At 60.2% G+C, this 23,388-nt stretch carries 17 protein-coding genes and 2 pseudogenes; 8 read left to right on the forward strand and 11 right to left on the reverse strand.

What is annotated here, in order from left to right; all coding sequences use genetic code 11:
- Window positions 1-679 precede the first annotated feature (679 nt).
- On the reverse strand, window positions 680-1,174 hold the full coding sequence (locus JCM12178_RS21210) for a TraR/DksA C4-type zinc finger protein (RefSeq protein ID WP_245628568.1): 495 nt from the start codon (window positions 1,172-1,174) through the stop codon (window positions 680-682).
- A 159-nt stretch (window positions 1,175-1,333) separates the two neighbouring features.
- Between JCM12178_RS21210 and JCM12178_RS02195 the strand changes: the two genes are divergently transcribed.
- The 6 genes from JCM12178_RS02195 (at window position 1,334) to JCM12178_RS02225 (ending at window position 9,345) form a co-directional block, all read left to right on the forward strand.
- Window positions 1,334-1,777 (forward strand): DMT family transporter, encoded by a 444-nt coding sequence (locus JCM12178_RS02195; protein WP_054648367.1) that lies wholly within the window; start codon window positions 1,334-1,336, stop codon window positions 1,775-1,777.
- Window positions 1,778-1,796: 19 nt separating this feature from the next.
- A complete protein-coding gene (locus tag JCM12178_RS02200; protein WP_054648369.1) occupies window positions 1,797-2,657 on the forward strand; it encodes a UbiA-like polyprenyltransferase in 861 nt (286 codons plus the stop codon).
- Window positions 2,658-3,076: 419 nt separating this feature from the next.
- Window positions 3,077-3,979: a mechanosensitive ion channel family protein gene (locus tag JCM12178_RS02210; RefSeq protein WP_369404449.1), complete on the forward strand. Its 903-nt coding sequence runs from the start codon at window positions 3,077-3,079 to the stop codon at window positions 3,977-3,979.
- Between the two features lie 51 nt (window positions 3,980-4,030).
- A complete protein-coding gene (locus JCM12178_RS02215) occupies window positions 4,031-6,139 on the forward strand; it encodes an ATP-binding protein (protein WP_054648375.1) in 2,109 nt (702 codons plus the stop codon).
- Window positions 6,140-6,246: 107 nt separating this feature from the next.
- Window positions 6,247-7,950: a hydantoinase/oxoprolinase family protein gene (locus JCM12178_RS02220; RefSeq protein WP_054648377.1), complete on the forward strand. Its 1,704-nt coding sequence runs from the start codon at window positions 6,247-6,249 to the stop codon at window positions 7,948-7,950.
- 60 nt (window positions 7,951-8,010) lie between these two features.
- A complete protein-coding gene (locus tag JCM12178_RS02225; RefSeq protein WP_054648379.1) occupies window positions 8,011-9,345 on the forward strand; it encodes a histone deacetylase family protein in 1,335 nt (444 codons plus the stop codon).
- On the opposite strand, the gene JCM12178_RS02230 is transcribed toward JCM12178_RS02225, so the two are convergent.
- A complete protein-coding gene (locus JCM12178_RS02230; protein ID WP_054648381.1) occupies window positions 9,305-11,029 on the reverse strand; it encodes a sensor histidine kinase in 1,725 nt (574 codons plus the stop codon). The two genes, JCM12178_RS02225 and JCM12178_RS02230, sit on opposite strands and share 41 nt — an antisense overlap.
- 117 nt (window positions 11,030-11,146) lie before the next feature.
- On the opposite strand from JCM12178_RS02230, the gene JCM12178_RS02235 reads away from it, so the two are divergent.
- Together JCM12178_RS02235 and JCM12178_RS02240 are read left to right on the forward strand one after the other, a co-directional pair.
- A complete protein-coding gene (locus JCM12178_RS02235; RefSeq protein WP_054648383.1) occupies window positions 11,147-12,340 on the forward strand; it encodes a pyridoxal phosphate-dependent aminotransferase in 1,194 nt (397 codons plus the stop codon).
- A 236-nt stretch (window positions 12,341-12,576) separates the two neighbouring features.
- Complete coding sequence (locus JCM12178_RS02240; RefSeq protein WP_054648385.1) at window positions 12,577-13,455, forward strand: LysR family transcriptional regulator; 879 nt, start codon at window positions 12,577-12,579, stop codon at window positions 13,453-13,455.
- An 18-nt stretch (window positions 13,456-13,473) separates the two neighbouring features.
- On the opposite strand, the gene JCM12178_RS02245 is transcribed toward JCM12178_RS02240, so the two are convergent.
- The 9 genes and pseudogenes from JCM12178_RS02245 to JCM12178_RS02285 form a co-directional block, all read right to left on the reverse strand.
- Window positions 13,474-14,001 carry a DUF3750 domain-containing protein gene (locus JCM12178_RS02245; protein ID WP_054648387.1) on the reverse strand — a complete coding sequence of 176 codons (528 nt, stop codon included), beginning with the start codon at window positions 13,999-14,001 and terminating at the stop codon, window positions 13,474-13,476.
- A 209-nt stretch (window positions 14,002-14,210) separates the two neighbouring features.
- Complete coding sequence (gene nhaB / locus JCM12178_RS02250) at window positions 14,211-15,851, reverse strand: sodium/proton antiporter NhaB (RefSeq protein ID WP_054648389.1); 1,641 nt, start codon at window positions 15,849-15,851, stop codon at window positions 14,211-14,213.
- Window positions 15,852-15,891: 40 nt separating this feature from the next.
- A complete protein-coding gene (locus JCM12178_RS02255) occupies window positions 15,892-17,334 on the reverse strand; it encodes a transferase (protein ID WP_054648391.1) in 1,443 nt (480 codons plus the stop codon).
- 86 nt (window positions 17,335-17,420) lie between these two features.
- A pseudogene (locus JCM12178_RS02260) lies at window positions 17,421-18,886 on the reverse strand (SLC13 family permease).
- Window positions 18,887-18,927: 41 nt separating this feature from the next.
- On the reverse strand, window positions 18,928-19,443 hold the full coding sequence (locus tag JCM12178_RS02265) for a DUF294 nucleotidyltransferase-like/CBS domain-containing protein (RefSeq protein WP_083465688.1): 516 nt from the start codon (window positions 19,441-19,443) through the stop codon (window positions 18,928-18,930).
- 57 nt (window positions 19,444-19,500) lie between these two features.
- Window positions 19,501-19,791, reverse strand: coding sequence for a response regulator (locus JCM12178_RS02270; protein WP_054648395.1), 291 nt, complete (start codon window positions 19,789-19,791; stop codon window positions 19,501-19,503).
- Between the two features lie 323 nt (window positions 19,792-20,114).
- Window positions 20,115-20,468, reverse strand: a complete 354-nt coding sequence (locus JCM12178_RS02275; RefSeq protein ID WP_054648397.1) for a NifB/NifX family molybdenum-iron cluster-binding protein — start codon at window positions 20,466-20,468, stop codon at window positions 20,115-20,117.
- A 10-nt stretch (window positions 20,469-20,478) separates the two neighbouring features.
- Complete coding sequence (locus JCM12178_RS02280; protein WP_054648399.1) at window positions 20,479-21,879, reverse strand: sigma-54 interaction domain-containing protein; 1,401 nt, start codon at window positions 21,877-21,879, stop codon at window positions 20,479-20,481.
- Between the two features lie 285 nt (window positions 21,880-22,164).
- A pseudogene (locus tag JCM12178_RS02285) lies at window positions 22,165-23,368 on the reverse strand (FprA family A-type flavoprotein).
- Window positions 23,369-23,388: the final 20 nt, after the last annotated feature.

Genomic DNA, 23,388 nt, shown 5'->3' on the forward strand with positions numbered 1-23,388 from the left:
CCGAGAGGTTGGCCCGGCGCATGTAGAACTGGTAGCGATGCCGTACAGGTTGTGGGCCATGGTGCGCGGGGTGGCGGCTTCGCCTGCCGGGGCGCAGGTGCCGTCAGCAATGGCCTGTTTGAGCCCGTTCACGCAGGCCTTGCCGTTGAAGCGGGTGTGCATGCGGGCGATGTTGATGGAGCTGTGGTCGTCCGATCCGCCCACGATGACCTTTTGCCACGGCGTCTTTGACACCGGTTCGATGCCGTGGATGTCGGCAAGGCGTTCCATGAGGCGCGGGCCAAGGCCGTTCACCACCGCTTGCAGGGATTCGTTCTGGCGAGCATCCCGGGAGCCGTTGGCCTCCAGCACGTCAAAGAGCAGGAGGGCCTGCTCGAAGTGCTCAAGCGTCAGGCGGTCGTTGACCGCGAAGAGCGGGTGGGCCAGCGCGTGGGTGATGTTCTGCTCATGCAGGTAGGGCACGAGGTCGAAGACGTTTTCCCGGAGCTTCTGGAACTCGGCGTGCTGGGCCTCGGTGATGTCCCATGCGAGGACGTGGAGTTTGCAGCCGTCATCAGGGAAGTAGGTGGTGATCTCCTCACTGATGAACGTGTCGTCGTGGTGGGCGATTTCAAGGGCACCATCGATGGTGTTGTGGTCGCTGATGGTGACGAGGTCCATGCCCCGTTTTTTGGCGGTTTCATAGATGAGCGCCGGATCGGTGAAACTCTCCGGGCAGCCGATTTTTTGCAGGATCCATTGCGACGGGCGCTTGGAAAAGCGCGAATGCACGTGCAGATCGATCCTGAGCGGTGTGTCGCCCATGGCGTGCTCTCCTTGCTGTGTTATGCGCAGGCAGGGAGGCCGGTCTCGCGGTCTTCCTGACAGCGAATGCACAGACGGGCGTCGGGGCGGGCCATGAGGCGGGCCTCGCCGATGTCGTCGCCGCATTCGGTGCAGATCCGAATTCGGGGGAGTTGATCCGCTCGAGGGCTTCCTCGATGCGCTGGACCTTCTCCCGGTCACGTTCCTTCAGAGCCAGGGCCATGCTGTGAGCGGTAAGCTGGGTGGCGTAATCCGCATCGTCAGCAAAGTTTTCGAGCGCAAGGTGAGATTCTTCATGACCGGCAGCGATGATGCTGTTCAGGGAATCGGTCAGACGGGCCTTGATGGTGCTTTTGGCAACTTCGTTCATGACGACCTCCGACGGTTCGGGTGTTATGTCTTGCTCTATGTAGCCACAGCAGGGATGCGTGTCGTTTCAGCGCCGTTACGCTTGCGGTTCACTTGTGTGGAGAAAAAAGGGGCTTGGGACGATTTACGGGGGCGTGAAAGCGGAGTAGACTCCCGCCTCATGAAATGGTTCTTTTTTCTTGTGGCATATCTGGCCGGGACGTGCGCTGCCGTTCAGGTTGGTGTGAACAACAGCCTTCGCGCCGCCCTCGGGTCGTCCATCAGTACCGCGCTGGTCTCCTTCGGCGTGGGCACGGTGGTGCTGCTCGGCTTCGTACTGCTGGCCCGCATCCCCATGCCGCTGGCGCAGGCCGCCGCCTCCGGGCCGTTCTGGATATGGCTCGGCGGCGTGCTCGGGGCCACCTTTGTGGCGGCAAGCATCCTCGTTGCGGCAAACATCGGCGCGGCCGGGGCCATGGTCTGGATCATCGCGGCGCAGCTCATCACTTCCATGCTGCTCGACCACTACGGCTTCTTCGGCTTCCACGTCCGGGAGATCAATCCGGTCCGCGTGGTGGGCGCGTTGCTCCTGCTCGCGGGGGCGTTCATGGTCAGCCGCTACTAATCGAATACGGAGTTGGATAATGAATCTTCTGAAGAATATCGGCGCGGTCTGCCGCATGATCAAGATCGAGCACTCGGTGTTCGCCCTGCCGTTCGCCTATGTGGGCGCGTTCTTTGCCGCCGGGGGCTGGCCCGGCTGGCGGGTGATGATCTTCCTGACCGTGGCCATGGTGGCTGTGCGCTCCTTTGCCATGGCCTTCAACCGCCTCGCGGACGTGGACATCGACGCAAAGAACCCCCGCACACAGGATCGGCCGCTCATCTCGGGCGAGCTGACCCCGCGCTTCACCATGCAGTTCATCGCGGTCTGCGCCGCCGTGTTCGTGCTTGCGTGTGCCGGGCTGAACTGGGTCTGCCTCGCGCTTTCGCCGCTGGCGCTCGGGTGGTCGGCGTTTTATTCCTACTGCAAGCGGTTCACCCACTGGTGCCACTTTGTGCTCGGCTCGGTACTCGGGCTTGCGCCTGTGGCCGGGTGGCTGGCCGTTACCGCCGAGATTTCGCTGGCCTCGGTGCTCTTCTTTTTCGGCGTCCTATTCTGGGTGGCCGGGTTCGACCTGCTGTATGCCTGTCAGGACCGCGAGTTCGACCGCGAGGAAGGACTCCACTCCATCCCCGCCAACCTCGGGATTCGCGCCGCGCTGGGCATCTCCTCGGTCAGCCATTTCGCCACGGCGGTGTTCTTTCTGCTCGCCGGAGCTGCCGCCGGTGCAGGGATCGTCTATTATCTCGCGGCACTGGCCGTTGGCGGCTTTCTCATGTGGGAGCACAGGCTCATCTCCGCCGAAGACATGAGCCGCGTGAACCTTGCTTTTTTCACCGTAAATGGTGTTATTTCAGTATTGCTGTTCGTCGGCGTGCTCGTCGACATCGCCATACGCTAACCAGGGGGAGACGTGATGCCTGAAGCGATGCAGAAGATTCTGGAAACCCTGAAAAGTCTTTTCATCAAGGCGCAGGAGCGGCTGCTGACCGTGGAAGCTGCGTTGCAGGGGCTTCTCGTGCTGGCCTCGTTCTTTCTGGCCCTGCTCGTCTGGAAGCCTGTGGAGCGGCGCGTCCGCAGCAAAGCCGAGGCCATCGACGGCGAATGGGTGGCCCAGCTGCTGCGCACCTTCGCCCGATACGGCTGGCTTATTCCGTTCATGCTGCTCTGCCAGATTTCCGCATTTGCCATGGGCATGGCCGGAAAGCCGACGCTCATAATAGGCATCTTCACCAATCTTTCCGCTGCATGGTTCGCGGCGCAGATTCTTCGCTCTCTCGTGCCCAGCCGGTTCTGGGGCAAGATGCTTGCCTACACCGCATGGGCCATGGCCGCGCTGCACATCCTCGGTCTGCTGGAGCCGGTCATCGGTTTTCTCGACGGCCTCGGCGTCACCTTCGGCGAGACGCGGCTCACAGCGCTGGTGCTGGTCAAGGGCGTGCTGCTGGGCGTGATTCTCCTGCAGGCCGCTGCGGTCACGTCCCGCGTGGCAGACCAGAGGATTACACACTCCAGCCTGTCGCCGTCTTTGCAGGTGCTGTTTGTCAAGACGCTTCGCTTCGGTCTGTTTGCGGGAGCCGGGCTGGTGGTCATCAGCTCCATGGGCATCAGCATGACCAGCTTCGCGGTCTTCTCCGGCGCTGTCGGCGTGGGTATCGGTTTCGGTCTGCAGAAAATCTTCTCCAACCTCGTGTCCGGCGTCATTCTGCTGCTGGACCGCTCCATCAAGCCGGGCGACACCATCGAGGTGCAGGCGCGTACGGCTACATCCGTTCGCTGCATGCCCGGTACGCCTCGGTGCTCACCCGCGACGGCAAGGAATACCTGATTCCCAACGAGCTGTTGATTACCAATCAGGTCATCAACTGGACCTTCTCCGACAACCAGGTTCGGCTGCGCCTGCCCGTGGGCGTGACCTATGAGTCGGACCTGCGACTGGCCCTGGAGCTGATGGAAAAGGCCGCCGAGAAATGCCCGCGCGTCATGAAGGACCCCGAGCCCGCCGCCCGGATCATCGGCTTTGGCGACAGCAGCGTGGACCTTGAACTGCGCGTGTGGATTCGCGACTCCGACAAGGGCATCGGCGGGGTGCGTCATGACGTGTTGCTCGCCATCTGGGATTCCTTCCACGAAAACGGCGTCGGTATGCCGTTCCCGCAGCGTGACGTGCTGCTGAAGCAGGATTCGGAACTCAAGGTGACGCTCGACGACAAAAGGCGATAAGTCTCGCAATGAAATAATGGCGAATGGATGGAGATGTGCTATTATTAGTGTATGGTGCTCTCCATCCGTTTTGTCGCAATCATCTTCCTGCTGATCTCGGCCGTTCTGCCGGTCCGTGCCGACGGGCTTGAGCTGACGCAGACGGAGCGCGAGTGGATTGCCTCATCAGACTCCATCCGCGTCTTCATCGGCAACTGGCCGCCCTTTCAAATCATGGAGCCTGCGCCGCACGGCATCTGCCGTGACTACCTTGAACTGGTGGAGCAGAAGACCGGGCTTGATTTCGAGTATGTCAAGGCACCCGCCACATGGGGCCAGACTCTGGAGAGCATGCGGGGGGACGATCCTCTCGTAGACGTCCTGCCCACCATTCGCCGCACCAAGGCCCGTGAACAATACCTGCTCATGACCGATCCCTATCTCGCTCTGCCGTGGGTCATTGTCACCAGAAAGGATTACCCCAGAGTCAGTAGCCTTGCGGACCTGCCCGGTGCGGCAGTCGCCGTGCCCAAGGACTTTGTCATTCATGAAATGATGGAGCGGGACTATCCCGACATGCGCTACCTGCTGACCGATAATCCAGAGCAGGCGCTCATGGCCGTCTCCACGGGAGCGGTGGATGCCTTTGTTGGCAATATCGCCGGGGCGGCGTGGCTTATCGACAAGAACGGCCTGTCCAATCTCAAGATAGCCTCCTCCACCGAGTATGGACGACATGAACAGAGCATGGGCGTGCGACGCGACATGCCGGAGCTTGCGTCCGTCCTGAACAAGGCTTTGGCTTCGATCACTCCGGAGGAGCGCGCGCAGATACTGAACCACTGGGGCATGCTGCGGGTGGAACAGACCGTGGCCTTTGGAGATATTCTGCATTGGGCATTGATGATTTTGTTGCCGGGTGCGGGCATCGTGCTGGTGCTGTGCTACTCGAACCGCAAGCTCAGGCGGGAGGTGGCCGAGCGCAAGGAGGCCGAACGAAGAGCCCGCGAAAGTCAGGAGGTTCTCCAACATGTCTTTGACGGTCTTCATGCGGCGGTTGTGACTGTAGAGCCAAAGGATCAGGTCGTCATTGATGCCAATGAGCAGGCCGAGGTGTTGACCGGCTATTCTCGTGAAGAGCTCATCGGTCGCACCTGTCATTTTCTCTGCGGCAGGATGAGCGCCAAGGGCCAGTTTGCCGGGTGCCCGCTTCTGAACAAGAACATCCATCTCGGCGAGTTCGTCGCCACGCGTGCCGACGGGCGCAAGGTGCCGATAATGAAGACCGTGGTGGCCTCCCGGCGCGAGGGACGTGTGGTTTTCCTCGAAGTCATATTCGACATCTCCGAGAAAAAGGAAATGGAGCGGAATCACCTTCAGGCCCAGAAGCTGGAATCCATCGGACGCCTTGCCGCGGGCGTGGCCCATGAGATCAACACTCCCTCCCAGTTTGTCGGGGATAACCTGCGGTTCCTGAAGGAAGAGCTGGAGCCGTTCATCTCCATGGTCGACGAGGCGCGAAAAGAGCTTTGTCCGACACTTGAAAATATGCCGAAGCAGGGAGCCGTGGAACGGTTCTGCGACGAGTCCCATACCGGATACCTGCTTGAGGAGATGCCGCAGGCGCTGGATGAGACTCTGGACGGAGTCAAGAGGATCACGCAAATCGTGCGGAGCATGAAATCCTTTGCGCATCCTGACGAAATCCGGCCCATCGAGATCGACGTTGCGGAAGCGGTGCAGAACACCGTTATGGTCGCCAGAAACGAGTGGAAACAGGTGGCCGACGTGCAGGTTGACGTTCCTGAGAAGCTGCCGCGCATCAGGGTCATCCCCGGCCAGTTCAATCAGGTGGTGCTCAATCTGCTCATCAATGCCGTGGACGCCATCCGGGAGAAGGTGGAGGGCAGCGGCGACATCGGCAGGGTCAGGATCACCGGCAGGCTCCATGGCGACATGGTTGAGCTCACGGTGAACGATAACGCAAACGGCATCCCTGAGTCTGCGCGCGACAACGTCTTCGACCCGTTTTTCACCACCAAGCCGGTGGGGCGCGGCACCGGACAGGGGTTGTCCATCGCCTACGCCGTCATCGTGGAAAAATACGGCGGCGAACTCTTTTTCGACTCCACGGTGGGAAAAGGCACGACCTTCACCGTCCGTCTTCCCGCTGCGGACTGACCATTCCCCGGCAAATACCGACCGTTCGCCATTCCCCCTGTGGACCGGGCCTGAATAATGGTGGTACGTACTCCGTGATACGCTGCCTATGAATCGGGAGATTGTTCATGCTGCTTGGAATCGATGTTGGGGGAACGCATACGGACGCCGTGGCGCTGGCCGAGCGGGGCGGGTGCATGGAAACGGCCGCATCCTGCAAGGTGCCCACGGACCATGACGACCTGCTCGGCTCCGTGACCGCGGCGCTGCGCAAGGTGCTGGAAGACGTGGACCCGGCAACCGTCACCCGCCTGAATCTTTCCACCACGCTGTCTACCAACGCCATCGTGGAGGGCAAGGTGGAAGACGTGGGCGTTTTTGTCAGCGCCGGGCCGGGCATCGACCCGCACCATTTCATGCCGTGCCGACACTTCTTTGCGCTGGATGGCTACGTGGACCATCGAGGCAACGAGATTCGCGCGCTTCGACCCAATCAGGTGGAAAAGGCTGTCAATGAGTGCCGGGAGCACGGCATCCGCGTTTTTGCGGCCGTTGGCAAGTTTTCCACCCGCCATCCCCGGCACGAAAAGCTCATGCGCCGCGCCATCTGCGCCTGCAAGGACGAGAACGCCTGCGATCTGGCGGATTTCGTGACCATGGGGCACGAGCTCGGCGGCACCCTGAATTTTCCCCGCCGCGTGGCCACGGCCTACTTCAACTGCGCGGTCTGGCGTGTCTACAACGATTTTGCCGCTGCTGTTGAGCGATCGCTGGCCGATATCGGCCTCGGGCACGTGCATGTGAACGTGCTCAAAGCGGACGGCGGGACCATGCCGCTGGAGCAGTCCAAGCTCATGCCGGTGCAGTCCATCTTTTCCGGCCCGGCTGCGAGCGTGATGGGTATTGTGGCCCTGTGCGACATCGTGCACGACTCGGTGATCCTCGACATCGGCGGCACCACAACGGATATCGCGGTTTTTGCCGCCGGTGCCCCGCTGGTGGAGCGTGAGGGTATCGACATCGGCTCCCACCCGACGCTGGTGCGCGCCCTGAAGGTCCGCTCCATCGGCATGGGCGGGGACTCGGCAATATCGGTGCTCGGCGACGAGGTGCGCGTCGGCCCGAACCGGCTGGGACCGAGCGCCTGCAACGGCGGAGAGCGGCCGACCCTGACCGACGCCCTGAACATGGTGGGCGAGTCGTCGCTCGGCGACGTGGAGGCTTCGCGCCGGGCCATGGAAGCTTACGGCGACGCGCACTCCATCCCTGCCGAAACCCTTGCGGAGCGTGCCGTGGAGTACGCTTCCCGGACCATTCACGAGCAGACCCGAAAGCTGGTGGAGGAGATCAACGCCAAGCCGGTCTACACCATCCACGAGCTGCTTGAAGGCAAGCAGGTCGTGCCTCGCAAGGTGTACCTGATGGGCGGCCCGGCCGAGTCCATGCGGATGCCGCTTTTCTCGCGCTTCAAGCTCTCCGTGGAGGTCCCTTCCGATTATTCGGTGGCAAACGCCATTGGCGCGGCCCTGACCCGGACCACGTGGGACCTTGAATTGTTTGCGGATACCGAGCGCAACGTCATGTTCATCCCGTCCCTCTCGTACCGGGAAAACATTCCCTCAAGCTATACGCTGGAAGACGCCAAGCGGGATGCCCTCAACCAGTTGACCATGCACCTCGACAACATGGGCGTATCGCTTGATAAGGGCGAAGCCCAGATCACGCACGCGTCCAGCTTCAACATGGTCAAGGATTTCACCATGGCCGGGCGCAACATTCGCGTGCAGTGTCAGGTCCGGCCGGGCGTGACCCGGAAGATGGGGAGCGTATGACCAGACATTTTTTTCGCATCACAGTGAACGTTTCCACAGCCTGTCACGGCGGGAGTCGACATGCTCAAGGCAGATAATTCGCTCGGAATAATCTTTTTCCCGGCCTTTGACTGGGCCATATCCCCCACGCATCCGGAGCGCGAGGAGCGCCTTCTCTACACGCAGGACCAACTCCGCGAGGAAGGGCTTTTCGATGTGGAAGGCATTGACGAGTACAAGCCACTGGTGGCCGGAGTTGATGATGTGGAGCGCGTCCATTTCTGTTTTCCGGAAGTTTCATCCGTTGCCACGCGGTCGCACATGGTCTCCGCAGGCGGTGCCATGCGTGCCGCAGACCTCGTTCTGAGCGGCGAGAAGGAGCGCGCCTTTGCCATGGTTCGACCGCCCGGGCACCACGCCATGAAGGTCGTTCACGGTTCGCGCGGCTTCTGCAACATCAACATTGAAGCCGTGATGCTGGAGTATATCCGCGAAAAGTACGGTCCGAAACGGGTCGCCATCGTGGATACGGACTGCCACCACGGGGACGGAACGCAGGACGTGTACTGGCACGATCCGGACACGCTGTTCATCTCGGTTCATCAGGACGGGCGCACCCTGTACCCCGGAACCGGCTTTCCGAACGAGCTCGGCGGACCGCAGGCGCGGGGCAGGAATCTGAATATTCCCCTGCCGCCCGGCACGTCTGATGACGGTTTTCTGGAGGTCATGGAGCAGGTCGTCATGCCCATTCTCGATGACTTCAACCCGGACCTCATCATCAATTCCGCAGGGCAGGACAATCATTTCACGGACCCGATTACCAACATGAACCTTTCGGCGCAGGGCTATGCGCGCATGAACGCCATGCTCAAGCCGGATATCGCGGTGCTGGAGGGGGGCTACGCCATTCAGGGGGCGTTGCCGTACGTGAACCTCGGCATCTGCATGGCCATGGCCGGGATGGATTTTTCAGGCATACGCGAACCGGACTTCACTCCCGATGCCGTTCGGCAGGACCCGAGGATCGTCAAGTACATCAGCGAAATGTGCGCGTCTTTCCCAGAATTATATTTCAATCCGCCACCCTTTGACGGCTCGGAAAAGTCCCGCGACGGCGTGATTTCCGGTGGCTGGTTCGTCCGGCACAAGGACATTTACTACGATGTGGACGGCATTACTGAAGCCCAGACCGAAATGGTCCGGCAGTGCAACGACTGCAGAGGGCTTTTGAAAATCGAAACCCGTTCGACCAATAATCCGTTGTGTCTGGGCGTGGAAATTCCGCAAGGTGCCTGTGATACGTGCCGGGACGAGGGGTACAGGTTGCTCGAAGAGTCGCAGTTGAAGGGCGGTTATCGCTACATTCAGTTCGTCAACAGACGCGACAACGAGCACGTTCGGCACGGATTCTGATCGTAAAAAACGGCAACCGCTGACTGTTTCTCAGCCCCAAAGCGTGCCATTTATGGCAGGTTTTCGAGAGTCTCGCGTTCGTTTTCCGGGTCGTGTTCATACGGCAAAAAGGCCGTAAAGGTTGTCCCTTCCCCTTCTTCAGACTCCACACATATGCTGCCGCCGTGTCTTCTGACCACGGAGTTGGCGATGGAAAGCCCCTGTCCCGAGCCTTTCCCGGGGGTTTTGTGGTGAAAAAGAGTTCGAAAACCTTCTCCCTGTGCTCTTCGGGAATACCTATGCCATTGTCGGAAACGCTGACGTGAATGCCTTCGTCGTCGTGCGAACTGCGCACGACGATCTTGCCTTTGTCGCCAGTAAGGGCGAATTTTTCTTCCACCGCCTGCGCCGCATTGACGATCAGATTGAGCAATAGCTGGCCGATCTCCCCGCAGTTGCAAACCAAAGGCGGAAGCTCTGCGTCGAGATCGAGGGCGAGTTCGGCGTTGTATTTCCATTCATTGCGACTGATGGTGGCCGTGTCGGTGATGACATCGTTGAGGTTTGCTTCCTGCAACGCACACTCCCCGCCATGGGCAAAACGCTTCATGGAGTTGACGATTTCAGCGATTTTGTTTGCGCCTTCCATGCTTTCTGCAATGGCCTCGCGCATTTCCTCCGCTTCCTCTCCGCTCATGCTTTTTGTGACGGTTCCAAGAAATTCAAGGTTGCTTGATATGTATTGGATGGGTGTGTTGATCTCGTGGGCGATGCCTGCGGCAAGTTCTCCGAGCGAAGCAAGTTTTTGCTGCGTGATTTCCTTGGAGTAGTTTTCGCGGGCCTCGGTGATGTCCTTCATCAGGATGGCCGTGCCGGTGTATTTGTCGCTGATGTCGAGCATCCGGGTCATGGAGACTTCCATGAAGCGCGGGCCTTCTTCCAGACAGACTTCGCGCACCACGGTGCGCTCCTCGTCCTCGGATTTGCTGAAGTCGCGCAGATCCACGGCCAACCATGGGAAGACCTCGGACGCCTTTCGCGCATCCGGCTCCCGTTTTGGACCGCGTTCCCCGATGCTGCAGTAGTATGAGTTGCCGGGACGCTGCTTCAGTTCGGAAAGGGTCCAGTGAACATAGAGCAGGGTGTCGTCCGTGCCGATGAGGATTACCGGCTGGCGCAGGCTCTCCAGAAGCGAGAGAAACATGTTCTTTTCATTGGTGGCGATTCGGTTGCGCCGCTGAAGCTCTGCGAGGTGGTCACGGTCCGCGTGGGAACACCACTCCTGCAGAAATCCCATTTCGATTCGGCTGAAGGACGCATTGAGCGTGTCCGAGTAATGGGTCCGTTTTTCACTCACGAGGTCCGGGTCGTCCGCGATGAGGTCAAGGTATGCCTGACGATAGTACTTGAACAGCCCGAGGAACATGGTCAGCGAGACACCTCGCTCCCGGTGCCGGATGGCCTCCCTGATGGCGAACGCGCACAGGGGGTCGCTTTCGTAATCCTCTTCCGGCAGAAGAGGAGGCGGCGTCTCCATCTCCGCTGCTTCCTGACCGATGGCCTCGGTCAGTCCGGAGACGGACAGGCGCCAGTCTTCCGCATGTGTTGATGCGTACTTGGCGTACCCGAAACGTTCGGCATACGCGTGTACTCTTTCGAGGAGCTGGTCCTCATGATCGACTAGGTAGCGGTGAAGCGTTCGCATACCTATCCTTACCATATATATGTACGGGAAGAACCCCCTTAAATTGGTTCCAAAGCGACTTTATTCCGCAGGGCTTTTCCCGTATCCTTCCGGGACCGAACAAACCAAGGAGATTTGATGCAACTGGTTTCCAAGCAAATACACGGTTATATGGACAAAGCGTCCTGGATTCGCAAGATGTTCGAGAAAGGCGCTGAGCTCAAGGCCAAATACGGCGAGGAGAACGTCTGTGACTTCAGCCTCGGCAACCCCGACCTGCCGCCGCCGCCTTCGGTTGCCGACGGACTGCGCGGCATGGCCGAAAAGGCCGGTGAGCCTTTTGCTTTCGGCTACATGCCGAACTTCGGGTACCCGGACGTGCGCGAGTCGCTGGCCGAATATGTTTCCAAAGAGCAGGGGACGGACGTTCCTGCCGGGAATCTGGTCATCACCTGCGGCGCGGCGGGCGCGCTGAACGCCTTCCTGCGCACGGTCATGGACCCGGGCGAAGAGGTGGTCGTTCCCGCTCCCTTCTTCGTGGAATACGGATTCTACTGCGAAAACCACGGCGCGGTGCTCAAGCCGGTTCCGGCCAAGCCGTTGACCTTCGAGCTGGACATCGACGCCATTGACGCGGCCATCACGGAAAAGACCCGTGTGGTGCTCATCAACTCGCCCAACAACCCAAGCGGCGCAGTCTACTCCCGCGAGAGTCTGGAGCAGCTGGCCGAGGTCCTGACCCGGCACAGCGAGGGGCGCGAGCGGCCCATCTTCCTGCTTTCCGACGAGCCGTACCGGTTCCTCGCATACGACAGCGTGGATGTGCCGAGCCTGCTGCCGCTTTATTCGCACACCGTGGTCTGTTCGTCCTTTTCCAAGAACCTGAGCCTTGCTGGTGCCCGCGTCGGTTACGCGCTGGTCAATCCGGCCATGCCGGACGCGGAAACCCTGCTGGCAGGGCTGGTCATGAGCAACCGCATCCTCGGGTTCGTCAACGCGCCCGCGCTGGGCCAGCGCCTGCTACCCGGCTCGCTCGGTTCGCAGGTGGACATCTCCATCTACGACGCCCGCCGCAAGGCCATGGCCGAGGTGCTCGATGCCGCAGGGCTTCGATACACCATGCCCAAGGGAGCCTTCTATTTCTTCCCGGAAGCGCCCGGCGGGGACGACGTGGAGTTCACCAACATCCTGCTGGAGCAGCGCATCCTCGCCGTTCCCGGCAAGGGCTTCGGCTATCCCGGCTATTTCAGGTTGACTTTCTGCGTGGGCGAGGACGTGATTCGTCGCAGCGCCGAAGGCTTCAAAAAGGCTGTGGAAGTGGCTGGCAAGTAGGCATGAAAAAGGGGAAGTCCTGGCAGACTTCCCCTTTGTCGCCTCGGCGGTGTTCGCGGCACCGCGATGAAGCTGGCCCCGCCCAAGGAGAGGGGTGGGCGTGACCGGGTGTCCAGATGAGTTGCTCAACCGGAACGAGTCACACCTTACGGACGTTCCTCTTTTCGGTCTAATTGTAATGATTGAGGGTAGGTTTCGGAAAAACCGATGCCTCAAATCTTGTTTATGGGAAAATAATGGAACTCTATCAGCTCAGAACGTTTGCGGCCGTGGCCGAGGAAGGAAGCCTGACAAGGGCGGCGGCGCGGCTGTACGCCAGCCAACCTGCGGTCAGCGCGCATATCAAGTCGCTTGAGGAAGCTCTTGGCCTTGCCCTGTTCAACCGCACCCCGCGCGGCATGGTGCTGACCGAAGCCGGAGCCTTGCTGCTTGAGCGCGCCCAGCGCATCCTTGTCGAGGCTGAGGATATGGTCGCGGTGGCAAAAGGGCTGGCCGGTGAGCTTTCCGGCGATCTGCGGGTTGGGTTGAACACCGATTCGGAGTTCCTCCGCGTGACCGAGCTTATAGAGCTTCTTTCCGAGATTCATCCCGGTCTGAAGCTGCACTTCGTGCAGACCTCCACCGAGGGCATTCTGCGCGATGTGCGGGGCCGCAGGCTGGACGGCGGGTTCATCTTTTACGGCTCGCCGTTCGATGACCTTGCCACGGACGTGCTGGCCAAGTCGCGCCTGAACGTGGTGGCGCCCGCACACTGGGCCGAGCGGGTCGAAGGGCTTTCTGCCGAGGAGCTGCTGAAGCTGCCGTGGATCTGGCCCGCAACGCACTGTCCGTTCCGCAACATTCTGGCCGAAAACGCGGAGCTGTTTGCCACGGACCCGGAAAACCGCATCGAAGTGGACTCGGAAGATATCATTCGACAGCTCGTTTCCGCCGGAAAGGGGCTTTCGGTCATGCGCGAGGACGAGGCCGAATCAGCAGCCGCAGCGGGCAAGGTGATCATCTGCCTCGAAGACCGGGACTTCACCACGAATATTCTCTTCACCTATCTCAAGACTCGGGCGCAGGACCCGGCCGTGGCAGCCTTGGCCGAGGCAGTCCGCAGGGTTTGGCAGTAGCGCCGATACGCGTCTGAATCAGTCAGCGTAGCCGCTTCCGATGGCGGAGAAGGGAAGGCTCACGTCGAGCTCCTGCACTTTGTTGATGATCCAGGCGGTGAAGGTGTTGCTGTTGGGGCCGGGGAAGGCCTTGTAGGTGTCTGCCCACGGGTAGTCTTTCGCCGCTGCGTCGATCTTGTCTATGATCGCGTCGAGACCGTCGCCCCGTTGGTCGGCCAGCAACTCCGGGCGTTCGCCGAACCAGTATCGGTCCGGGGCGTCACGCTCGATGCGCACCACCGGCAGCCCGCGTTTCTCCCGCCAGCCAACGACCTCATACACGGTATAGCTGTCCTCGCCAGTGCGTTTGGCAGAAATCCACGTATGGACGGCAAACCAGCCTCGCCAACCCCACGCGGGAGCGGCATATACCTGAACCACTGCTTCCTGTGTCGTTGCGGGATCGGGCGCGATCCCGGCCGGTTCCCGGCTCGCCGTGCGCCAGTCGCCGGTGGAGCAACCGGCCAGAGCGGCGACTATCAACAGTGACCACAATATTTTCTTCATTATCGTTCCTTGCGTGTATCGAGCAGGCTTGCCGAGTCCCGGTTCGTCAAGCGGCGTCAGAGGTGAGACTGTCTCGTTTCGCGCTTGGCCGTGCTGCGTTTTTTATGCATACATCACTTGAAAGAAAAGGATAAGAATAATCAGTGGCACAAGTCGCAAAAGAAAAGCCCCGCCAAGAGGCGGGGCTTTTTGCTTGTATGCGGTATCAGCTAGAAGCCGAAGAAGTGCAGGGTTTCGTTCATGTACCAGGTGGCAACAAGGCCGGTGATGCTCATGGTCACGGTGTAGGGCAGCGCCAGCAGGACCATGCGGCCGTAGGAGAGGCGGATGACCGGTGCCAGCGTCGAGGTGAGCAGGAACAGGAACGCGGCCTGACCGTTCGGGGTGGCGATGGACGGGATGTTCGTGCCGGTGTTGATGGCCACGGCCAGCTTGTCGAACTGGTGCATGGTGGCGGCGACGGTGTCCTGAATGCCTTCGGGCAGAGTCTTGATGACGTCCGCGCGGTAGTTCTTCGGGTCGGTCAGCTGGTCCATGAGGGCCGGACCGTTTTCCACGCCGGGCATGGCGGAGAGCACCTGCGTGAAGTGCATCTTGGTTTCCGAGATGTACACGGTGGCAACGAACACGTTGTCCGAGATCATGGAGAGCACGCCGTTTGCCACGTAGTAGGCGGCAAGCTGCACGTGGCCGCTCATGGCGAGCACGTATTCGACCACCGGCTTGAACAGGTGGTTGTGGTGGATGACCGCGACGATGGCGAAGAAGACAACAAGCAGGGCGGTGAAGGGCAGGGCCTCTTCAAACGCCTTGCCGAGCTGGTGTTCCTCGATGATGCCGTTGAAGGCGGTCAGCAGCACGATGACCGAGAGGCCGATGATGCCGACTTCGGCGAGGTGCAGCGCCAGACCGATGACCAGCCAGATCGCGACGAGGCCCTGAACCCACAGACGGGCGCGGCCCTTGATGCCGGCCTTTTCTTCGTCGCGAATGGCCTGCTCGAGCAGGATGGAGCGGACGTTGCCGGGCAGCTGGGCGCCGTAGCCGAAGAGCTTGAATTTTTCCAGCGTGAAGCAGGTCAGCAGGCCCACGATCAGGACGGGCATGGAGATGGGGGCCACTTCAATGAAGAAGTCGATGAAGTGCCAGCCCATTTCGTGGCCGATCAGCAGGTTCTGGGGTTCGCCCACGATGGTGCAGACGCCGCCGAGGGCGGTACCCACCGCGCCGTGCATCATGAGGTTGCGCAGGAATTTGCGGAACTCAAGCAGGTCATCGCGGTTCATCTGTACTTCGTCATCGCTGCACAGGTCGTGCGAACAGGTCATGTCCTTGTTCGATGCCCAGCGGTGGTAGACGTTGTAGAACCCGTATGCCACCGCGATGATGACCGCGGTAACGGTCAGGGCATCGAGGAACGCGGACAGGAACGCGCCCGCGAAGCTGAACAGAAGCGAGATGACGACTTTGGACTGGATGCGCACCAGCAGCTTGGTGAAGGTGTACTGCAGGAGGTCCTTCATGAAGTAGATGCCCGCCACCATGAAGATCAGCAGCAGGATCACCGGGAAGTTGTGCAGCGCCTCTTCATAGACTGCTTCGGCGGGCGCCATGCCCATGGCCACGGCCTGAATGGCAAGAAGACCACCTGCGGGCAGGGGGTAACACTTGAGAGCCATCGCCAGTGTAAAGATGAATTCCGCAATGAGAACCCACCCGGCGATGAAGTGTCCGTCCGGCACCAGGTACCAGATGATCGGGTTGATGATAAGGAAGCTCAGGATGCAGAGCTTGTACCAGGTCGGGGCGTTACCCAGCATGTTGGCTTTGAATGCTTGACCGAGAGTCATGGCCGCACCATCTCCTTAGGTTATTGAATGATTATATGGTTTAGTCGTCGGTCGGGACGAACGGTGCAATGGAAAGCGAAGGGAACAGGCCCTGCCTGTCGCCCTGCGTGAACGGCATGAGGATGTTGTAGGAGACGCGCCGGTTGTTCTGGGCGTGTCCGCTGTTCTCCCCGTTGCCGTCGTAGAATGCGCCGTTGAGTTCGAGGATGTGCTCGATGCGGTGGCCGAAGCCTTCCACGAACTTGGCCCCGATGCCTTCGAAGGTCATGTTGCCGAGCTGGAACTGGCCCTTGAGCTTGGCAAAGTCGGAAAGGGACATGGAATGGGTGTCCAGGTCTGCGGCTGTCTTGATGAGGCCCCAGACGAGGTGGTCTTCCGGGATGCTGATGGGCTCGGTGGCGTCGATGATGGTGTGGGGCATGACGATGCAGCCGTTGCCCACTTCCACCGGGGACTTTTCGAGACCGCGCAGGAAGGAGTTGAAGCCCACGAAGGTGTTGGTGCCCATGCGGCAGTTGATGACCTTGCCGCCGTGCGCCGTGACGTTGTTTCCTTCGTAGTGGGAGTTGATGATGTAGCAGTGCTCCTGCGCATTGGCGCCCTTGCCGAGGTAGGAGTCCTCGATCCAGCTGCGCTGGGCCACCAGCACGTTTTCACCCACGGTAACGTCGCCCTTGATCATGGCGTAGGGAGAAACCTTGGAGTTCTCGGGCACATCGAGGTCATGCTCGAAGGCCACCGTGGCGTAGACCGGGACAAAGTCTTCCTTGCGCTCGTCGAGGAAGTCCATGAACACGCCGGAGGGGCGGCCCTTGTCGTCCATGTTGATGTATTCGGCCAGTGCTTCTTTGGGGTACTGGTAGTTCCATTCAAAGGCTCCCTCGGCCTTGACCCAGACACGGCCCGGATCGATGCGGGTATGGAGCATTTCGCCCGCCTGCACGTAGGAGAACTCGCCGAGGGCGCAGTCGTGGGCCACGGAGAGGTCGATGGTTGCAAAGGGTGCGAGGAATACGCCGTTGAGGGACGTGCCGTGAATGTTGGAGAAATGCAGTGCCACGGTGTTGTGGATCTTGAAGAGTTCCGGATTCTGCGGGTCCTTGGCGTGGCAGTGGACCAGGGTCTTCATCAGGAAGCTGTCGCGAATGTGGAACTTCTCGTCTTCGCGCAGCGGGATGGTGATGCCTGCGATGTCGACCTTGTCGCCTTTCTTCTTGAGTTCGTCGCCGCGAATGTCGCTCTTGTACAGCACGGAATCAAGCACTTCGCATTTGCCGAGGAAGTAGGTTCCGGCAAGGCTGGAGCCTTCAAAGCGGAACAGGTTGGTCCGTTCGCAGTCGAGGGAGTAGAAAGCGTAGTATTGGGCGTGCGATTCGCTGGGAATCAGCCCGTGAACGTAAGGGCTGACGTCAAGCAGGGGCTTGCGCAGGTTGGCGTTCACGCGCCGGATGATTCTGTCGATGAGCTTATCGAGGTATTTCACGGTTTCCGTCCTTGTTTTTGGGCGGTTGAATAGTGGCGGGCGGCCTCACTACCTAGTGAGACCGCCCGGTGGTTATATCGTTTTGATTAAGGAAGGTAAATGGGCATGCCCATGATTGGCCAAATTGCAACCACCGCAACGGCGACGACGGCCATGAGCATTATACTTGCCGGTACACCGTAGGCGAAAAACTCGCCGGTGGTGAACTGGCCGGAGTCGTACGCGATGGCGTTGGGGGCCGCGCCCACGAGGAGCAGGAAGGGCATACCTGCCACCACGAGGGAGGAGTACAGGATGACTTCCGGTGCAACGCCAAGGTAGGGTGCGATGACAAGGGCAACGGGCAGCGAGATGGCGATCGCCGCGACGTTCATGATGAAGTTGGTCATCATCATGACGAAGAAGGAGATGCCCATGATGAACACGAAGCCCGGTGCTTCCTGGAACATACCCAGCCAGTTGACCGCGAGCCACTTGGCCGCGCCGGTCTCCCAGAGGCAGAAGCCGATGGACATGGCACCCGCGAAGAGCAGGATGATGTTCCACGGGATGTCTTCAAGGTCCTTGAGGTCAAGAATCTTGAAGATGTAGAACGCGATGGAGGAGCACAGAATCAGCGCGGTCTTGTCGATGGCTCCCAGCGCGGGCACGAAGGAGCGCAGGGACATCAGCACGATGACGCCGCCCACGATGACCGCCGCGAGGATTTCGTTGCGAGTCATGCCGCCGAGACGGCTGTTGAGCTCCTTGGCCTTTTCGCGCAGGCCGGGGATGCGGTCCTTTTCGGGCTTGAAGAAGACCATGAAGAAGCCCCAGAGCAGGAAGGTCATGAGCCAGCCGATGGGGAACATGTAGTAGCTGAGTTCGAAGAAGGAGACGTCCTTGTTGACGATCTCGGTGTAGAAGCCGAGGGCGACCGCGCCTCGGGCCGCGCCGAGCAGGGTCACGATGGAGCCCGCGCCCGCCACGAAGGCCATGCCCATGAACAGGCCCTTGCCGAACTTGGTGGCTTGTCGCCTTCGCCGTAGAGGGCGTAGATGGCGATGAGCAGCGGGTAGATGGTCGCGGCCACGGCGGTATGCGCCATGATGTGCGTCAGCGCGGCGGTGACCACGAAGACCCCGAGGTATATTCGGCTCGTCTTTTCCCCGACGACCATGAGCATCTTGTACGCCAGCCGCTTGGTCAGGCCGGTCTTGGTGAAGACCAGACCGATCATGATGGAGGCGAAGATGAACAGGACGGACGGGTCCATGAAGTCCTTGAAGGCGACCTTGGCGTCGCGCACGTGGAACATGGCCTGCAAAACGCCGATGGCAAGCGAGGTCACGCCGATGGGCACGACTTCGAACACCCACCATGTCCCGGCGAGCAGGAAGATGGCGATGGCGCCCTTGCCTTCACGGCTCAGGATGAAGTGTTTGCCCATGGGGTCGACGGCGTCGGGCCAGGGCGGGGCCATGTATACAAAGGTAAATAGCGAAACGCCCAGCAACATGAAGATGAGGCGCTTCCAATTGAAAGATGGCTTGGCGGCCTGTGCGGCATCCATTGTCAGTCTCCTTTATTCAGAAAAATTCTCTGGGTATCCGCCTACAGCTTGCAGGCCTGAATGGATTCCCGAAGGGTGTCGAACACGTCGCCGAGGCGCAGCACGCCGACGACCTCCTTGCCGTCCATGACGATCAGCGGCTGATGCACGCCCATGATGAAGGCGTGCAGGGCCAGATCGAGCGTCTCATCGGCCTGGATGAACTCTTCCTTGGCGGGCGTGTGCATCACGTCCTCGACCTTGCGTTCCGCGCCGTAGCTGCAGGCTTCCTTGAGCGACGAGGACCAGAGGTCGTATTCGTTGAAAATCTTCCTGACGTAGTCGCCGGTGAGGATCTGGCCGTTGGCGGTGGTGTCCATCTTGGCGTAGGATGGCTCAAGGGCCATGAACACGTCCAGAATGGAAAGCTTTCCGCGCAGGTCACCGGATTCGTCGACCACGAGCACATCACGGTGCGGTCGGGAAAGGCCTTCGGGAATGGAGTTGTCCAGCATGTTGAACAGCTCCTGAAGCGTTTCCTTGCCCGTAGCGGTAGTGTACTCGGACAGCGGTATCATCAGATCTCTAACCTTCATTGAGTTCACACTCATCCCCCTTGTGTATGAATAGCGGACCTAGGCCCCACGCCGGAGCTTGCGGGCCGCCAGAAGTTTGTCCATGAGAGCATCAACGTCCACGGGAACGGAGACTTCGTCGAACACTCCGAGCTTCATGGCCTCTATGGACAAGGCCACGTCCTTCGAACTGCTGAGCAGAATAACACGTGTTTCAGGGCATGTCTCTGCGACATCCTTGATGATCTTCAGGCCTTCACGCCCGAAGCCGCCAAGGTCGAGCAGGACCGCGTCCACGTCGCAGTCGTGCGCGAGCGCGCCGACGCCTTCCGCGCCGCCCGCCACGTTCACGGTGCACCTCGGCCGCGAGCCGCTGGCTCAGGTGGGTTCCGAATTCTTCGTCAGTCTCGACGACCAGTACGTTGAGATCGCTCATGTCTTCCCCGGTTAATCTGTTCCGCCGCCCCCCGCGGACGGCCACCAGAAGATCGTTTGCCGTTCGGCGCACGACCGCCCTTCTTGAGCAATGAGGGTGCCAAGAGTCTTATGTCCTGTTTTTACAGGTGGATAATGATTTTTGCGAGTTGGGGAAAATGGTGCAGGGAACCGAAGTGAAACAAAGCGAAACGATTTGAGAAATAATTCTCAAAACATAATGAAACAAATTGAGACAACTACAGGGGGCAATCGTACAGGATGGTGCCGCTTTCAAGTCGGCCTTCGAGGAAATAGGACAGAACCTTGTCCACCGGGCCGAGAACATTGTCGAACACCGCGACTTTTTTCCAGATCAGGTATTGATGGTATTCTTCCTCGATGGCAGAGCAGATCACGGCGTCCATGCCGTCGGCGATGATGATGCGGCAGAGCTCTTCCGGCGAGGCTTCGGAAAGAACCACTACCTTTTCGGTGGCCCGGGGTGAGCCGTCGTTGCGGCGGTCCACGTGGACCACGAGGACTTCGGTGGCCAGATCGAAGCGGGGAGCCACTTCGTTCTCGTAAAGGGGAATAAGTACTTTTTCAGCCATTGCCGTCCCTCTAGTCGCTTATGCCGTGGCGTTTCATCTTGCGCCAGAGCGTGCTTCGCCCCCAGCCGAGGATTTCCGCGGCCCGGCCCTTGCGTCCGCCTGCCCGCAACAGGGCGTCCATTATCATGCGTTTCTCCAGATCTTCCCACGTATCCGACGTGTCAGCCGGGGCCATGCGCGGCCCTGCGCCTGGCTCTTCCCTGCTGTCGCCAGCCATGGGGGAGATGGGTGATTCCACAAGGTATTCCGGGAGGTGGTGGAGCTGGATGTCCTGCTCGGTGCAGAAGTTGACCGCATACTCCACGATGTTTCGCAGCTCGCGCACGTTGCCGGGGTAACGGTATTGCAGCAGTCGCTGCTTGGCCGGTGCCGAGAACCCGTTGATTTCCTTGTGAAAGCGCTTGGTATAGGTGGTAAGAAAATGCTTGATGAGCATGGGGATGTCGTCCCCGCGTTCGCGCAGCGGCGGCAGGTGCAGGCGAACGACGTTCAGCCTGAAGAGCAGGTCCTCGCGAAAGCGTCTTTCATTGACCATCAGCCGAAGATCGCGGTGCGTGGCGCAGATGACGCGCACGTCCGCGTGAAACCCTTCGGTGCTGCCCAGCGGATAGATGACCTTGTCGTCGAGGAAGGAGAGCAGCTTGACCTGAAGCGGCAGAGGCAGGTCCCCTATTTCCGTCAGGAAGAGCGTTCCCCCGTGGGCCATGCGGAAGCGGCCGGGCTTGTCCTCCACCGCGCCCGTGAACGCGCCCTTGCTGTGGCCGAAGAGTTCCGACTCGAGGAGCGTTTCCGGCAGCGCGCCGCAGTTGACCTTGACGAACGGGCCGCTTGCCCGGTCCGAGTTCTGGTGGATGACCTCGGCGAGCATGTCCTTGCCGGTGCCGGTCTCGCCGGTGATGAGCACGGAAGAGTCGGTGCGGGCGATGCCCGGCAGCATCTGGAAGAGCTTGTCCATCTCCGGGCTGTTGCCGACGATCCCGCCGAGGCTGTATGCCCGCGAGGCCTGATTGCTGAGTTCCGAGACCTGTCGCATGTCCTGAACGGTTTCGAGAAAGCCCACGGGCTCGCCTTCGGCGTTCAGCAGCGGGGCCACGGTCAGCCGGATGGGGATGAGCTGTCGCTCGGTGTTGATGATGTCGGTTTCCCGGGTCATTGGCTCAAAGGTCTTTAGCCCTTTGAGCACGCGGCATCCCTGCGTGCAGAAGCGGCAGCGCAGGGCGTGCATGCAGGGAAGGCCCATGACTTCTTCGCGCCCGAAGCCGGTGAGGGTCTTGTAGGCCCTGTTGACGAGCCGTACGCGTGCCTGCCCGTCGATGAGCGCCACGCCCACCGGAATCTCGTCCAGAAAGGGTGCGAGGTGCAGGGGGGCTTCGGTGAGCCCGCTGATGATGCCGAGTGATCCGAGAACCATTGATTATACCCACTTGTTGCGGCCGGACTCATAGGTATCACGGAGTGTCTGGCGATACAACAATGCACGGTCAGAACGTGTCCGCAGGTTTTCACAATTGACAAGCCCCTGTAACCATCATCGGCTTCGGGCTTTGTACAGTGTGTTCGGAAAGGCGTTGGAAAGAACCTCGCTCTCCCATTGGGGAAGGTCGGATCCGGCCCCGGCCTTCCCCCCTCTCCTGGCAAAAAGGCCCCTGCCACTCACGCGGCAGGGGCCTTTTTCCTGTGTATCGTTGCGGCTCGGCTAGGCGGTCTTTTCCTTGATCGCCTTGCCGAGGGTGCGGCCCAGCTCCACGCACTCCTTGAGGGTCTCGTGGGTGGGGATGTGCTTGACCTTGACGTTGGGTTCCACAACTTCGCAGCCGATGTCCTCAAGCCACTTGTTGAGAATCTTCACGCACTCGCCGGACCAGCCGAAGGAGCCGACAGCCGCCCCGAGCTTGTTCTGCGGGCGCAGGCCTTTCATGTAGGTGAGCATGTCGGCCATCATGGGCAGGATGCCGTTGTTGTGCGTGGGAGAGCCCACCACCACGGCAGCGGCCTCGAAGACTTCGCTCATGACCGTGGAGTGGTGGTTGTGCTTCATGTTCATGACCTTCACGGAGATGCCTTCTTCGTTCAGGCCGGTGGCCACCGCGAGGATGAGTTTTTCCGTGGAGGCCCACATGGTGTCGTAGACGAGCACGGCCTTGTTTTGCGGCTTCTGCTCTGCGAATTCCTTGTACTTTTCCAGCACCCACGCGCAGTCTTCGTCGCGGAAGATCAGGCCGTGGTCCGGGCAGAGCATGTCGATGTCGAGGTTCATTTCGCCCAGCGCCTTGAGGGTCTTCAGAACCACCGGGGAGTAGGGCAGCACGATGTTGGCGTAGTACTCCTTCATGGCCTTGAGCACTTCGTGGCGGTCATACTCGTCCACAAAGCGTTCGCTGGAGGCGATGTTCTGGCCGAAGGCGTCGTTGGTGAAGGCAAGCTTGGCTTCGGGGCAGTAGGTCAGCATGCTGTCGGGCCAGTGGAGCATGCGGGTTTCCACGAAGTGCAGGGTCTTTTCACCCAGCGAAATCTCGGACCCGGTGGGCACGACCTCGACCGGCCAGTCTTCGTAGTGGAAGTGGGCCTTCATGGCCTTTTCGCCCATGGGGGAGGTGTAAATCTTTTCCGGCTGATACTTCTCCACGGCTTCGGCCAGACAACCGGCATGGTCGGGCTCAAGGTGGTTGATGACGAAGTAGTCGATCTTGCGGTCGCCGAGGGCGTGGGCGATGTTGCACTTCATCTGCGAGAAAAAGCTGCGGTCCACGGTGTCCACGAGGGCTACTTTCTCATCGATGATGAGGTAGTTGTTGTACGTGGTCCCGCGGGGGGGAGAGGGAATAGCCGTGGAAATTGCGGCGGTTCCAGTCAATGCAGCCGATCCACCAGATATCTTTTTTTATTTCAACAGGTTTCATTTCCGTGCTCCGGGGAGGGT

The sequence above is a fragment of the Salidesulfovibrio brasiliensis JCM 12178 genome, from assembly GCF_001311825.1.
GTDB lineage: Bacteria > Desulfobacterota > Desulfovibrionia > Desulfovibrionales > Desulfovibrionaceae > Pseudodesulfovibrio > Pseudodesulfovibrio brasiliensis.